A 13,832-nucleotide genomic window follows, 5' to 3' on the forward strand; every position below is an offset into this window, starting at 1 on the left:
TAGGCGAACGCGCCATTCGCGCCTTCCCGATGAAGCCGGGAAAAATTCCCAACGTGCCGCCCTCTTCCGAACAGCCCGCGACCACGGTCAGGCGCGATCTCGCGATCGTCGCGGCGGCGGTCGCCGTCGCCGCGGTCGTCACGGTGCATTTCGAAGTCAGCGAGGCGCTGCAGCGCTGGGCGAGCGCCTGGGAGCGATATCAGCTCGACGAGTTCCCGGTCATCGCGCTCGTCGCCGCGGTCTCGCTCGCGTGGTTCGTATGGCGCCGCATCGGCGAGGTGCGCGCGGAGCTCGCGCGGCGCATCGCGGCGGAGCGCGCGCTGGAATCGGCGCTCGCCGAGAACCGCCGTCTTTCGCAAACCAGCGTGCGGCTGCAGGAAGACGAGCGGCGCCGCCTCGCGCGCGAGCTGCACGACGAGCTGGGACAGCACCTGAACGCGATCAAGCTCGAAGCGGTGACCCTCCGGCGCGACGCCGACGGCGAGGAGGTTCGGCGGGGCGCCGAGTCGATCGCGGCCGGCGCCGACCATCTGCACGCGATCGTGCGCGACATGACGCGAGCGCTGAGGCCCGCGGGCCTCGACGAGCTCGGTCTCGCGGCCGCGCTGGAGAACTACGTCGAAGGCTGGAAGGACAAGGCGGGCGCGCGCGTCTCGCTCGACATCGCCGGCGAGCTCGAAGGCCTGCCCGAGGAAGTGAACATCACCGTCTACCGCTTCATCCAGGAAGCGCTCACCAACGTCGCGCGGCACGCGCGCGCCCGGCACGCGACGATACGCGTCGAGCGCGGCGCGAGCGCGGTGAGCGTGACGCTCGAAGACGACGGCGCGGGCGCGCCGTCACCGTGGACGAGCGGCGGTGTGGGCCTGATCGGCATGCGCGAGCGCGTGGAATCGCTCGGCGGCAGCATGCAGGTCGTCACCGCGCCGGATCGCGGCTTTAGCGTCGCGGCGACGGTGCCCGTCGCGGGGGCGATGTCGTGAGCCGCACCCGCGTCCTGCTGGTCGACGACCACGCGGTGGTGAGACAGGGTTATCGGCGGCTCCTGGAGCGCGAGGACAACCTCGCCGTCGTCGGCGAAGCGGGCACGGGCGCCGAGGCTTACCACGAGTTCTGCCGCCTCGTCCCCGACGTCGTCGTGATGGACGTGTCGCTGCCCGACGTGAGCGGCATCGAGGCGCTGCGCCGCATGCTCGCGCGCGAGCCCGAGGCGCGCGTGCTGATGTTCAGCATGCACGAGGAGACGATCTTCCCCACGCGCGCGCTGGAAGCCGGCGCGCGCGGCTACGTCACCAAGGCGAGCGCGCCCGAAGTGCTGGTCGACGCGGTCCGGGCGGTGGCGGCGGGCACGATGTACCTCAGCCACGACGTGGCGCAGGCGCTCGCGCTGAAGAACGTCTCCGACGGCGCGGTGGACGCGCTCTCGGCGCGCGAGTTCGAGATCATGCGACTGCTCGTCGCGGGCGATTCGATCGCCGCGATCGCCGAGAAGCTCGCACTGAGCGCGAAGACGGTCGCGAACTACCAGTCGTCCATCCGCGCCAAGCTCGGGGCGGAGAACGCCGCGCAACTGCTCGCGATTGCGGCGCGCCACGGCTTGACGGGCAAATGACGCGGGCGCCCGCGTCATCCCGGACGCGTCCGCGAAAGCGGGCGCGATCCGGGATCCATTTTGACTCTCATCGAACTTTCGAGTGATCCACGAACCCGTCGCGGTTGGGCATCTTCACCGCCGGCAGGGTCTGCGCGTTCATCGTATCGGTCTCGCCGATGATGCCGTTCAGATGCAGGATGTACGCGGTCACCGCGTACACCTCGTCGTTGGTGAGCGTGCGCGGCGCGGTGACCGGCATCGCGCGGCGGGTGTAGTCGAAGAGCGTGGTCGCGTGCGGCCAATAGCTGCCGACGGTGCGCACCGGGTTGCCCGACGCGAGCGTGCCCTTGCCGCCGACGAGCGCATCGGCGGGTTTGCCGGCGCCTTTGGCGCCGTGGCACGACTCGCACTTCGCGGCATACACTTTCGCGCCGGCGCGCGCGTCGCCGCCGCCGGGCGGCAGTCCTGCGCCGCTCGGCGGAATGACGATGTCGATCGCGGCGATGTCCTGTGCGCTGGCCGGTTGTCCGAGCCCCGGACCTCTGCCGAGCGATTGCCCCGACGGCTCCATCGTCTCGGCCGCGCAGGCGGCGAGCGCGAGCGAGACGACGAGCGGGAGCATCGAGCGCTTACGCGTAGACATTGTCGATGCTCCCGTCGGCTTTCACGCTCCAGGTCTGGATCGCGTTGTTGTGATAGCGGTTGCCCGGCGAGTAGAGCGCGGTCCACGCCTTGCGGCCGGGCTGCACGTTGCCTTTGTCGTCGGTCGCGCGGCTTTGCAGCAGCGCGGGCTGGCCGCTCCATTCCCACGGCAGGCGAAAGCGCGTCACGCTCTTCGTCAGCGAAGGGCCGGAGAGCCGCGCGTCCTTCCACGTCGCGCCGCCGTCGGCCGACACTTCGACGCGCGTGATGCGGCCCGCGCCCGACCACGCGACACCCGAGATCTCGTAGAGGCCCGGGCCCTGCATCGTCATGCCCCACGACGGCCGGGTGATCGTCGACTTCACGCCGAGCACGAACGTGAACTGCTGCGACTTGCCGTCGGGCATGAGGTCGCTGTACTTCGACGTCTCGTCCTTGCTGTGCTGCGGGCCTTCGGTGAGCTTCAACTGCCGCAGCCATTTCACGTTCATGTTGCCTTCCCAGCCGGGAAGCAGGAGCCGCATCGGGTAGCCCTGCTCGGGGCGGATGCGCTCGCCGTTCTGGTAGAGCGCGATCACCGCGTCGTCCATGCACTTGTCGAGCGGGACGCTGCGGCTCATCGCCGCGGAGTCCGCCCCTTCCGCGTATATCCACTTCGCGGCAGGGTCGACGCCTGCTTCCTCGAGCAGGATCGACAGCGGCACGCCCGTCCATTCGCTGTTCGACAGCAGGCCGTGGATCGTCCCGCACGTCACCTGCAGCGGCTGCGGACCGGTGTTGCGCGAGCTGTTGCCCGCGCACTCGACGAAGTGCACGCGGCTCACCATGGGATAGCGGTCGAGCGTCGCGGGCGAGAACGTCAGCGCGCGCTTCACCAGCCCGTGGATCACCAGGCGGTGCGCTTTCGGATCGATGTCGGGAACGCCGCTGTGATGACGCTCGAAGTGCACCCCCGCGGGGGTGATCGTGCCGTCGAGCAGTTGCAGCGGCGTGAGCGAGCTGCCGGTGCCGGGCGAGACCGTCGGATAGCCGGACGTCACCACGCGCTTCACCGGCTCTTCGAACTTCGAAGGCATGCCGTACGCGCGCAGCGGCGTGCCGGGCGCGCGGGACCACGCGGGCAGCGCTTCGGAGCCGGTCGCAGCCGATGCGCTTGCGGTTACGACGCCCGCGGTGAGCGCCGCGCTGCGGGCAAGGAAGTTACGGCGGTCGGCGCGTTCGTCCTTCTCCATGGCCCCTCCCTTGGATGGGTAGTCTCATTTTTTTTCGCCGGCGGACACGTAAGCCCACAGGGCGTCGATCTCGTCGCGCTTGAAGAGGCCGCCCCACGGCGGCATGCTGTTCTTGCCGTTGCTCACCGAGCGCACGAAGCGCTCGTAACCGTCGGGCGGAAACTTGCGCAGGTCGAATGCCCCTTCGGGGTCCTGCATGCGCGGCCCGTGGCACGGCGCGCAGTGCTGCGCGTACATGCCCGAGCCCTTCTTGATCTGCTCCGGAGTGACCGCCGGCGTTTCGGGCGAATCGGCGTAAGCGCCGGAAGCGGCGGCGACGAGCGCACCGGCTACGAGGAGTTTCTTCATTTCGACCGCGTCAATCCATGAGCCTGAACGTCCAGAGCGAGCCGCCTTTCTGGATCTTGCCGTCGGTCTCGCGCCGCGCGGACGTGCCGCCGCCGATACCCGAGAGCACGCTCACGTACTGCTTGCCCTTGTAGGTGTAGGTGATCGGCTGCGAGGTGACGCTCGAGCCGGTCTGGAACGCCCAGAGCTCCTTGCCGCTGGACTCGTCGAACGCGACGAACTCGCCGCTGATCTTGCCGCTGAAGACGAGACCGCCGCCGGTGACGAGCGACCCCGACCACATCGGGAACTCGGTCTGCGGCACCTGCCACGGACGCTTCGCCGTGAGCGGATCGAAGGCGGCGAAATAGCCCCACGCTTCCTCGGGCTTGCGCGGCGCGGTCGTGTTGGTCACGCCCTGGTAGCGTTCGCCGGGTTTGTAGGCGGGCAGATCCTTGTTGATCTGATAGATCGCGGTCTCGTGCTTGACCGGGAAGTAGAGACGCTGCGTGTTCGGGTTGAACGCCATCGGGAACCAGTTCTTGCCGCCGGTCCAGCGCGGCTGGAGCTCGACCTTTTCCCCTGCGCGCAGGCGCCTGGCGACGTCGGTCTCCTCGACGCGGCCGGTCTTGGGATCGATCGGCGTCTTCGCCCAGTTCACCGGGACGTACGCATTGCCCGCGATCAGCTTGCCGTTGGTGCGGTCGAGGACGTAGAGGAAGCCGTTGCGATCGGCGTGCATCAGCACTTTTCTCTTCTGGCCGCCGATGTTGATGTCGGCGAGCACGTTCTCGTTCACGCCGTCGAAGTCGTAGGTCTCGGCGGGCGTCCACTGATAGCCCCACGCGATCTCGCCGGTCTTCGGGCGCATCGCCACGACCGAAGCGACCCACAGGTTGTCGCCGGGACGCCAGTTCGCGCCCCACGGGCCGCCGTTGCTCGTGCCCCAGTACGTGAGGTCGAGCTCGGGATCGTACGAGCCGGTGATCCAGGTCGCGCCGCCGCCGCGCTTGTACGAATCGTCTTTCGGCCAGGTGTCGCCGCCGGGCTCGCCCGGCGCCATCGTCATGTGACGCCGCCACACTTCCTTGCCGGTCTGCGGATCGTAGCCGGCGACGAAGCCGCGCACGCCGTACTCGCCGCCGGTCATGCCGGTCATCACGACGCCGTTCGCCACGAGCGGCGCGCTGGTGATCGAATAGCCTTCCTTCCACTCGGCGACCTTGGTCTTCCACAGCTCCTTGCCGGTCTTCGCGTCGAGCGCGCGCAGGTGCGCGTCGAGCGATGCGACGTAGACCTTGCCGTCGTACAGCGCCACGCCGCGGTTCGACAGGCCGCAGCAGACGACGCGAGCGACCGCGGGATCCCATTCGATGTCGTAGTTCCAGAGCTGGCGCCCGGTGCCGATGTCCACCGCGACGACGCGCTTGACGTTCGCGACATAGAGCACGCCGTTGTAGACGAGCGGCTGGGCCTGCTCGCCGAGATCGTTGGTGAGCGACAGGGTCCACGCCGGGACGAGACGCTTCACCGTGCTCCGGTCGACCTGCTTGAGCGGGCTGTAGCGCTGCTGGTGGTAGCCCATGCCGTAGGTCAGCACGTTGTCGGTGCTGCCGCCGTTACCGTCGCGGAGCAAATCCTGCGCGGTCTGGGCGTAAGTGAACGAAGAGGCGAATGCGGCGGACAGCGCCGCGATGACGAGACGCTTGCTCATAAACCCTCCTTGAACGGACGCCGCGCTTTGTATTGTTCACGCTTGCGGCATGGCGTTACTTTAGCACTTTCGCATGAAGCGCCTAGACTTCGGGCCGGCGAACGCTCAGCATATGAACCGGCACGATACGCCGCCGCCGACCGTGCCTTCAATACAATGAAAACGACGTCCGCCACGTTCCTCCACGCCGCCGCGAGCGCGCTCGCGCTGGTGCCTGCCGCCGCGCATGCACAGCAGCAGGCCGCCGCGCCGGTCGTGCTGCCCAATGTCAGCGTCACCGCGACGCGCGTCGAGCGCCCGAGCTTCGAGCTGCCGGTGTCGATCGACACCGTAGGCGCACAGACGATCCGCGAAGACCGGCCGGGAGTGAATCTCTCGGAGGCTCTCAATGCCGTCCCCGGCATCGTCGTCTCCAACCGCCAGAACTACGCGCAGGACCTGCAGATCTCCTCGCGCGGCTTCGGCGCGCGCTCGACCTTCGGCGTGCGCGGCCTGCGCCTCATCTCCGACGGCATACCCGCGACGATGCCCGACGGCCAGGGGCAGGCGGCGTCGTTCAACCTCGACACCGCCGAGCGCATCGAAGTGCTGCGCGGACCTTTCGCGTCGATGTACGGCAACGCGTCGGGCGGCGTCATCCAGATCTTCACCGCCGACGGCCCGCGCGACCCGACGTTCACCGGCAAGTATTCGCTCGGCAGCTACGACACCAGCAAGTGGGCGCTCGGCTACGGCGGCACGCACGGGCCGCTCAACCTGAACGCGATCACCAGCGTGTTCCGCACCGACGGCTATCGCGACCACAGCGCGGCGCGGCGCGACCATACGCACGCGAAGCTCAAGGTCGACGGCGGCACCGCGGGCACTTTCACGTTCGTCGCCGATGCGCTCGACCAGCCCGAGACGCAGGATCCGCTCGGCCTCACGCGCGCGCAGGTGCAGGCGAACCGGCGGCAGGCCGACCCCGTCGCCACGCAGTTCGATACGCGCAAGAGCATCTCGCAGACTCAGGCCGGCTTGCTGCACGACATCAAGCTCGGAAGCCGCGACTCGCTACACGCGCGCGTGTACTACGGAGACCGACAGGTAACGCAATATCTAGGGATTCCATTGACCACGCCAGCCGGTGCACCCGTGCAGCTCGCAGCGACGCACTCGGGCGGCGTCGTCGACCTCGACCGCCAATTCGGCGGCGCGGGACTGCGATGGACACACATGGCGGAGTTCGCGGGTACCGTGCTCGGCGTGCACGTCGGCATGGACTACGAGCGCATGGAGGAGCGGCGTCGCGGCTTTCTGAACATCTTCGGCAACGCTGGCGCACTCAAGCGTAACGAGGACGACACGGTGAGCACCACAGACGGGTACGTGCAGCTCGAATGGCATCCGCTCGAGCGCATGCTCGTGCTCGCGGGCGTGCGTCACAGCCGCGTCAAGTTCGAGTCGGAGGATTTCTTCGTCGTGCCCGCCACCGCCAATGGCAACGACAGCGGCTCGATCCGCTATGTGCGCACCACGCCGGTCGCGGGCATCTCGTACGAGGTCATGCCGCGACTCAACGCGTATGTGAACGCCGGCAAGGGTTTCGAGACGCCCACGTTCGCGGAGCTTGCATATCGCCCCGACGGTACGTCGGGGCTCAACTTCGCGCTGCAGCCTTCGCTCAGCACGCATTACGAGACAGGGGTCAAGTTCAAGATCACCGAGAAGAGCCTGCTCACCGCTGCGATCTATCGTATCAATGTCTCCAACGAGATCGTGGTGGCGGCCAACTCCGGCGGACGCACCACCTTCAAGAATGCGCCGCACACGCGCCGCGAAGGCCTGGAAGTGGGCTGGCAGGGCAAGTTCGGCGCCGGCTGGGAAGCGGCAGTCGCCTATACGTATTTGAAAGCGCGATTCCGGGATACTTTCACCACGGGAGCACCGGCGGTCACGGTGCCGGCCGGCAACCGTCTCCCCGGCGTGCCCGCGAGCACGCTCTACGGCGAGCTCGTATGGCGCTACCAGCCGTGGGGTTTCCACGCCGGCGCCGAGGTGCGCTACAGCGCGAAGATCTTCGTCGACGACCAGAACAGCGACGCCGCGGAGTCGTACACCTTCGCCAACCTGCGCGCCGGCTTCGAGCAGAAGATCGGCACGTGGCGCCTCACCGAGTTCGTCCGCGTCGACAACGTCACCGACAAGAAATACATCGGCTCGGTCATCGTCGCCGAAGGCAACCGCCGGTTCTTCGAGCCTGCGCCGACGCGCAACTGGCTGGTCGGGGTGACTGCCCACGTGACGTTCTGACGTCGTCCCCGCGCAGGTGACGTTGCGACGGCAGTCGAAACGTCATCCCCGCGCAGGCGGGGACCCATTTTGAAGTACTCTTGGACGGTAAAATTGGATTCCCGCCTTCGCGGGAATGACGAAAGCCCGCCTTCGCGGGAATGACGACAGCCCGCCTTCGCGGGGGACTACGAATCACGATGATCACCATCACCATCAACGGCGAGCGCCGCGAGTTCGCGCAGCCGCTCGCCTTCACCGACCTGGTCGAAGAGCTCGGCCTCGCGGGCAAGCGCATCGCGGTCGAGCGCAACGGCGAGATCGTGCCGCGCAGCCAGTTCGCGCGGGCGGCGGTCGCCGACGGCGACACGCTGGAGATCGTCGTCGCGGTCGGTGGCGGCTGACGCTTGCACCGCACTGCCATAACAACACGGAGGATGAAGTGAAACGAAGCACGTTCGTCGCCGCCGCGCTCGCGCTGTTGCCGCTGGCAGCCGCGTCGCAGCAGTTCCCGCAGCGCCCCGTGCGCGTCGTGGTTCCGCTCACGCCGGCGTCGGGCGCCGACATCGCCGGCCGCATCGTCGGCAGGCAGCTCGGCGAGATCTGGAAGCAGACCGTGCTCGTCGACAACCGTCCCGGCGCGGGCGGGCAGATCGGCACGCAGATCGTCGTGCGCTCGGCGCCCGACGGCTATACGCTGCTCGTGCAGTCCTCCTCGCACACGGTCAATCCTTCGATCTACAAGAACCTGCCTTACGATTCGTTGAAAGACCTCGCCGACGTCGCGCTGCTCGGTTCGACGCCTTATGCGATGGTGACCGCGCCGAACGGTCCATACCGTCCGCTGAAAGCGCTGATCGATGCGGCCAAGGCAAAGCCCGGCGAGCTTCCGTTCGCCTCGGCGGGGGTGGGCACCTCGACCCACCTCACCGGCGAATACTTCGCGCAGGCGGCGGGCGTGAAGCTGATCCACGTGCCTTTCAAGGGATCGGCCGAGGCGCTGCAGGACGTCGCCGCCGGCCGCGTCGCGTTCTACATGGCGCCGGTCAACACGTCGATCGGGCTCATCAAGGACAATCGCGTCGCGGTGCTCGGTGTCGCCAACGCCAGGCGGATCAGCATGCTGCCCAACGTGCCCACGATCGCGGAGCAGGGCCTGCCCGGCTTCGAGATGGAGGTCTGGTTCGGCGCGTGGGCGCCGTCCGCGACGCCGCGGCCGGTGCTGCAAAGAATCGCGAGCGACATCAAGGCCGCGCTGGCGTCGCCGGAGGTGCGAGACCAGTACGCGAAGCTCGGCATCGAGCCCGGCACGCTCTTTCTCGGCGAGTTCGCGAAGTTCGTCCGCGCCGAGATGGCAAAGTACGAGAAAGTGGTCAAGCGCGCCGACATCCAGCCGATGTGACGCGAAATCCGCCGTTGACGCCGGTCATTGCGCGCCGCTCCCGGCGCGGGCAGACTCGACGTCGCTACCTATAGAGGCCCCGCCATGAAACCTCACGAAAACCTCGACCCGCTGGTCATCGCGGGCAAGCCCTATGCGTCGCGCCTCCTCGTCGGCACCGGCAAGTACAAGGACTTCGCCGAGACGCGGGCCGCGGTCGAAGCGAGCGGCGCGCAGATCGTCACCGTCGCGATCCGTCGCACCAACATCGGCCAGAACCCGAACGAGCCGAGCCTGCTCGACGCCCTGCCGCCCTCGCAGTTCACGATGCTCCCGAACACCGCCGGCTGCTACAGCGCCGACGACGCGGTGCGCACGCTGCGCCTCGCACGCGAGCTGCTCGACGGCCACGACCTCGTCAAGCTCGAGGTGCTCGGCGATCCGAAGACGCTGTACCCCAACGTCGTCGAGACGATCGCCGCGGCGAAGACGCTCGTCGCCGACGGCTTCAAGGTGATGGTGTACACCTCCGACGATCCGATCATCGCCAGGCAGCTCGAAGAGATCGGCTGTGTCGCGGTGATGCCGCTCGCCTCGCTCATCGGCTCGGGCATGGGCATCCTGAACCCCTGGAACCTCCAGATCATCATCGAGAACGCTCGCGTGCCGGTCATCGTCGACGCAGGCGTGGGCACGGCGTCCGACGCGGCGATCGCGATGGAGCTCGGCTGCGACGCGGTGCTGATGAACACCGCCATCGCCACCGCGAAGAATCCGGTGCTGATGGGCTCGGCGATGAAGAAAGCGGTCGAAGCCGGCCGCGAAGCGTTCCTCGCGGGACGGATGCCGAAGAAGCTCTATGCCTCGTCGCCGAGCTCCCCGACCACCGGGATGATCGCGCCCAAAGCTTGACCGACGAGCAGCACCGACACATCCGCAGCTACGTGCTGCGCCAGGGGCGCGTGTCGAACGCGCAGCGGCGCGCGCACGACACGCTGCTGCCGCGCTACGGCATCGAGTACTCCGAGTCGCCGCTCGACTTCGAGCGCGCGTTCGGACGCACGGCGCCGCGCGTGCTCGAGATCGGCTTTGGCATGGGCGAGACCACCGCGACCATCGCCGCGGCGCATCCCGAGACCGATTACCTCGCGCTCGAAGTGCACACGCCGGGCGTCGGCAGCCTGTTGAAGCTCATCGAAGAGTACTCACTCGCCAACGTGCGCATCATCCAGCACGACGCGGTCGAGGTGCTCGGTCGCATGATCCCCGACGCAAGCCTCGACGGCGCGCACATCTTCTTTCCCGACCCGTGGCCGAAGAAGCGCCATCACAAGCGCCGGCTCATCCAGCCGCCGCTCGTCGCGCTGCTCGCCTCGAAGCTCAAGCCCGGCGGCTACGTGCACGCCGCGACCGACTGGCAGGAGTACGCGGAGCAGATCCTCGAAGTGTTCGAGAAAGAGCCGCTGCTTACGAACACCGCCGAAGAGTACGCGCCGCGTCCCGAGTACCGGCCGCTCACCAAGTTCGAGCAGCGGGGATTGAAGCTCGGGCACGGGGTATGGGATGTCGTCTTTCGACGTAAACCGTAGGGTGCGCGCGAGCGCACCGCGCCTTTAGCGGTGCGTTAGCACGCACCCTACGACAAACACCATCGCATCAGTCGATGCGGATGTTGGCTTCCTTGATCAGCTTGCCCCATCGCGCGCGTTCGGTATCCATGTAGTTCCCGAACGCCTCGGGCGTGCTCCACACGGTCTCGATGCCGAGCTCGCCCATCTTGTCCTTCACGTCCTGGCGCGCGAGCACGACCTTCAGATCGTTGCCGACTTTTTCGACGATGGGGCGCTGAACACCGGTCGGAAACAGGATGCCCCACCAGTTCGACGCGGAGAATCCCTTGACGCCTTCTTCCGCGAGCGTCGGGAGCTGCGGCGTGAACGGCGTGCGCTGCTCGCTCGTCACCGCGAGCGCGCGCAGCTTGCCGTGCTTGATGTTCGCCATCACCGGCTGCGCGTCGGAGAACATCATCGGGATGTGACCGCCCATGAGGTCGGCGATGGACTGCACGCCGCCCTTGTAGGCGACCGCTTCGATCTTCACGTTGGTGATGCGCTTGAACATCTCGCCGGCGAGGTGCGACATGCTGCCCGGCCCGCTCGTGGCGTAGACGAGCTCGTTCGGGCGCGTGCGGCACAGCGTGATCAGCTCCTTGACGTTCTTCACCGGCATCGCGATCGGCACGACGAGGATGTTGGCCGCGCGCGTGATCTGCGACACCGCAATGAAGTCCTTGCGCGCGTCGTAGTTGACCTTCTGCAGCAGCGGGTTCGCCACCACCGGGCCGAAGTTGCCGAGGAGGAAGGTGTAGCCGTCGGGCGGCTGCTTCGCCGCGTACTCCATGCCGATCGCGCCCGCGGCGCCGGGACGCGAGTCGACGATGACCTGCTGGCCCCACATCTCGGTGAGCGGCGCCCCGATGATGCGCGCCATCGCGTCGGAGCTTCCGCCCGCGGGATACGTGACGATGAACCTGACGGTCTTGACGGGGTACTGCTGAGCCTGCGCTACGCCGGCGGCCAAAGCCGCCGCGGCCGCCGCAAGGGCGAGCCCGTGTGATGCACGCTTCACTGTGTCCTCCTCCTCCGAAGGTGGGCGCCGCGTCTCACCGCTGTAGCGCGGCTCGAAGCATTCTATGCGTACAGCCGTAGGTGCGTCAGCCAGCAGGCGTAACGCACCGATCAAGCCGGCAGGAAGATCTGGAGAAGGTCGTTGAGGAATCGCCGGCCGAGCTCGGTCGGGGCGATGTGCCGATGGTCGCGCTCGATCAGGCCGCGGCGCTCGGCTTCATCGAGCTTCGGGAGTACGGGCGTGAGCGGCATTCCCGTACGCTCTTCGAACAGCGATACCGCGAAACCCTGGTTCAGCCGCAGGGCGTTCATCATGAACTCGAACGCGATGTCGTCCGCTGCGACCGGCGTGTCGGTCTGCAGCGCCGATCCTTCCAGCGCGCGGTCCATGTATTCGCGCGGCTGGCGATAGCGCGCCTGGCGCACGATGCGATCCGGGAACGACAGCTTGCTGTGCGCGCCGGCGCCGATGCCGAGGTAATCGCCGAAGGTCCAGTAGTTGAGATTGTGCCGAGAGCGCAGGCCGGGCTTGGCATACGCCGACGTCTCGTAGTGCTCGTAGCCCGCCTCGCGCAGGGCGGACGCGGCCGAGTCCTGCATCGCCGCCGCGGTGTCGTCATCCGGTACCGAAGGCGGGTAGCGATGGAAGTAGGTATTGGGCTCTATCGTCAGGTGATAGAGCGACAGATGCGGCGGCGCGCAGGCGATCGCGGTCGCCAGGTCTGCGCGCGCTTCGTCCGGCGTCTGTCCGGGCAGCGCGTACATGAGGTCGAGGTTGAAGTTGTCGAACGTCTCGCGCGCGTGTCCGATCGCGGCGTGCGCCTGCTCGCCGTCGTGAATGCGGCCCAGCGCCTCGAGATGCCGCGGATTGAAGCTCTGGATGCCGATCGACAGCCGGTTCACGCCGGCGCGGCGAAAGCCCGCGAACCTCTCCGCTTCGAACGTTCCGGGATTCGCTTCGAGGGTGATCTCGGCGTCGACCGCGAGCGGCACCCTCGCGCGCACCGCCGAAAGGATCGCGTCGATCGCTTCGGCCGACAGGAGGCTCGGCGTGCCGCCGCCGAAGAAGATCGTGTAGAAGCGCCGTCCCCACACGAGCGGCAATGCGGCGTCGAGATCGGCGGTGAGCGCCGCGACGTAGCGCTCCTCGGGCACGCCGCCGCGCGCTTCGTGCGAGTTGAAGTCGCAATAGGGACACTTGCGCACGCACCACGGCACGTGGATGTACAGCGAGAGAGGCGGCAGCGCCTTGAAGCGCGGACCGCGGGCGACCGCCAGGCCCTGTACCTGCGCGCTCACATCCTCATATCCAGTTGGGCAGCTCGATCAGGCGCGCCATGAGCTCGCGCAGCGCCTGCCCGCGATGGCTCACCGCGTTCTTCTCGTCCGGCGTGAGCTCCGCTGCCGTGCGGCCATAGGCGGGAACGCGGAAGTACGGGTCGTAGCCGAAACCGTTGGAGCCGCGAGGCTCGCGCACGACCTCGCCGTGCCAGCGCCCTTCGGCGATGAGCGGCTCGGGATCGTCGGCATGACGCACGAGCACGATCACGCAGTAGTAGTGCGCGCGGCGATCGGCCTTGTCCGCAAGCGCCTGCAGGAGCTGGGCGTTGTTGCGCGCGTCCTGCGCGTCGCGCTCGTGCGACTCGCCCGGCCGCGGCTCGCCCGCGTAGCGCGCCGAATGCACGCCGGGCTCGCCGCCGAGCGCCGCGACGCAGATCCCCGAGTCGTCGGCGAACGCCGGCAAGCGCGCGATGCGGCTCGCGTGGCGCGCCTTGACCAGCGCGTTCTCGACGAACGTCTCGTGCGGCTCTTCGGCATCGGGTATCCCGAGCTCGCCCTGCGGCACGATCTCGTAGCCGATCGGCGAGAGCATCTCGCGGAACTCGCGCAGCTTGCCGGCGTTACTGGTCGCAATTACGAGGGTTTTCATCACATCAAAGCGTTAACACGAAGGACACGGAGGTTCACGGAGGGCACGGAGGAATAACAAGGCGCGCGGAATTGTCAGATAGCAGACTCGGTTAGCAGCCGGGCGTCGCTTGTG

At 67.7% G+C, this 13,832-nt stretch carries 13 protein-coding genes and 1 pseudogene; 7 read left to right on the top strand and 7 right to left on the bottom strand.

Translation table 11 applies throughout. The features are described 5' to 3' along the window. Positions 1–29: 29 nt before the first annotated feature. Positions 30–983, top strand: a complete 954-nt coding sequence (locus tag VHP37_28125; GenBank protein HEX2830240.1) for a sensor histidine kinase — start codon at positions 30–32, stop codon at positions 981–983. Then, positions 980–1,612, top strand: coding sequence for a response regulator transcription factor (locus tag VHP37_28130; protein HEX2830241.1), 633 nt, complete (start codon positions 980–982; stop codon positions 1,610–1,612). The genes VHP37_28125 and VHP37_28130 overlap by 4 nt, the downstream gene beginning before the upstream one ends. A gap of 67 nt (positions 1,613–1,679) precedes the next feature. Here the strand turns inward: VHP37_28130 and VHP37_28135 are convergent, their stop codons facing one another. Genes VHP37_28135 through VHP37_28150 form a run of 4 tightly spaced genes read right to left on the bottom strand, consistent with a single transcriptional unit; the run spans position 1,680 to position 5,509 of the window. Beyond that, entirely contained in the window at positions 1,680–2,165 is a 486-nt protein-coding gene (locus tag VHP37_28135) for a cytochrome c (protein HEX2830242.1), read from the bottom strand. Between the two features lie 58 nt (positions 2,166–2,223). Continuing rightward, a complete protein-coding gene (gene soxC / locus VHP37_28140) occupies positions 2,224–3,468 on the bottom strand; it encodes a sulfite dehydrogenase (GenBank protein HEX2830243.1) in 1,245 nt (414 codons plus the stop codon). Positions 3,469–3,492: 24 nt separating this feature from the next. Further along, entirely contained in the window at positions 3,493–3,816 is a 324-nt protein-coding gene (locus VHP37_28145) for a cytochrome c (protein HEX2830244.1), read from the bottom strand. A 10-nt stretch (positions 3,817–3,826) separates the two neighbouring features. Further along, entirely contained in the window at positions 3,827–5,509 is a 1,683-nt protein-coding gene (locus VHP37_28150) for a PQQ-dependent dehydrogenase, methanol/ethanol family (GenBank protein HEX2830245.1), read from the bottom strand. 156 nt (positions 5,510–5,665) lie between these two features. Between VHP37_28150 and VHP37_28155 the strand changes: the two genes are divergently transcribed. The 5 genes and pseudogenes from VHP37_28155 to trmB all read left to right on the top strand — a co-directional run bounded on the left by VHP37_28155 (position 5,666) and on the right by trmB (position 10,750). Next, positions 5,666–7,801 carry a TonB-dependent receptor gene (locus tag VHP37_28155; GenBank protein ID HEX2830246.1) on the top strand — a complete coding sequence of 712 codons (2,136 nt, stop codon included), beginning with the start codon at positions 5,666–5,668 and terminating at the stop codon, positions 7,799–7,801. A 182-nt stretch (positions 7,802–7,983) separates the two neighbouring features. Beyond that, positions 7,984–8,184: a sulfur carrier protein ThiS gene (gene thiS / locus VHP37_28160; protein HEX2830247.1), complete on the top strand. Its 201-nt coding sequence runs from the start codon at positions 7,984–7,986 to the stop codon at positions 8,182–8,184. Between the two features lie 38 nt (positions 8,185–8,222). Further along, entirely contained in the window at positions 8,223–9,182 is a 960-nt protein-coding gene (locus tag VHP37_28165) for a tripartite tricarboxylate transporter substrate binding protein (protein HEX2830248.1), read from the top strand. An 84-nt stretch (positions 9,183–9,266) separates the two neighbouring features. Further along, positions 9,267–10,073 (top strand): thiazole synthase, encoded by an 807-nt coding sequence (locus VHP37_28170; GenBank protein ID HEX2830249.1) that lies wholly within the window; start codon positions 9,267–9,269, stop codon positions 10,071–10,073. Positions 10,074–10,087: 14 nt separating this feature from the next. After that, positions 10,088–10,750: pseudogene (gene trmB / locus VHP37_28175) on the top strand (tRNA (guanosine(46)-N7)-methyltransferase TrmB). A 67-nt stretch (positions 10,751–10,817) separates the two neighbouring features. On the opposite strand, the gene VHP37_28180 reads toward trmB, so the two are convergent. The 3 genes from VHP37_28180 to rdgB all read right to left on the bottom strand — a co-directional run bounded on the left by VHP37_28180 (position 10,818) and on the right by rdgB (position 13,718). Next, positions 10,818–11,789: a tripartite tricarboxylate transporter substrate binding protein gene (locus VHP37_28180; protein ID HEX2830250.1), complete on the bottom strand. Its 972-nt coding sequence runs from the start codon at positions 11,787–11,789 to the stop codon at positions 10,818–10,820. 110 nt (positions 11,790–11,899) lie between these two features. Beyond that, positions 11,900–13,087 (bottom strand): radical SAM family heme chaperone HemW, encoded by a 1,188-nt coding sequence (hemW, locus tag VHP37_28185; GenBank protein HEX2830251.1) that lies wholly within the window; start codon positions 13,085–13,087, stop codon positions 11,900–11,902. A 4-nt stretch (positions 13,088–13,091) separates the two neighbouring features. After that, positions 13,092–13,718 (bottom strand): RdgB/HAM1 family non-canonical purine NTP pyrophosphatase, encoded by a 627-nt coding sequence (rdgB, locus tag VHP37_28190; protein HEX2830252.1) that lies wholly within the window; start codon positions 13,716–13,718, stop codon positions 13,092–13,094. Positions 13,719–13,832: the final 114 nt, after the last annotated feature.

It is taken from the genome of Burkholderiales bacterium, from assembly GCA_036262035.1.
Classification (GTDB): domain Bacteria; phylum Pseudomonadota; class Gammaproteobacteria; order Burkholderiales; family SG8-41; genus JAQGMV01.

Bases quoted from the DNA above. Each gene is read 5' to 3' on its own strand.
- VHP37_28145 (HEX2830244.1), bottom strand. From the start codon at position 3,816: ATGAAGAAACTCCTCGTAGCCGGTGCGCTCGTCGCCGCCGCTTCCGGC.
- VHP37_28135 (HEX2830242.1), bottom strand. From the start codon at position 2,165: ATGGAGCCGTCGGGGCAATCGCTCGGCAGAGGTCCGGGGCTCGGACAA.
- VHP37_28170 (HEX2830249.1), top strand. From the start codon at position 9,267: ATGAAACCTCACGAAAACCTCGACCCGCTGGTCATCGCGGGCAAGCCC.
- VHP37_28155 (HEX2830246.1), top strand. From the start codon at position 5,666: ATGAAAACGACGTCCGCCACGTTCCTCCACGCCGCCGCGAGCGCGCTC.
- rdgB (HEX2830252.1), bottom strand. From the start codon at position 13,718: ATGAAAACCCTCGTAATTGCGACCAGTAACGCCGGCAAGCTGCGCGAG.
- VHP37_28125 (HEX2830240.1), top strand. From the start codon at position 30: ATGAAGCCGGGAAAAATTCCCAACGTGCCGCCCTCTTCCGAACAGCCC.
- VHP37_28150 (HEX2830245.1), bottom strand. From the start codon at position 5,509: ATGAGCAAGCGTCTCGTCATCGCGGCGCTGTCCGCCGCATTCGCCTCT.
- soxC (HEX2830243.1), bottom strand. From the start codon at position 3,468: ATGGAGAAGGACGAACGCGCCGACCGCCGTAACTTCCTTGCCCGCAGC.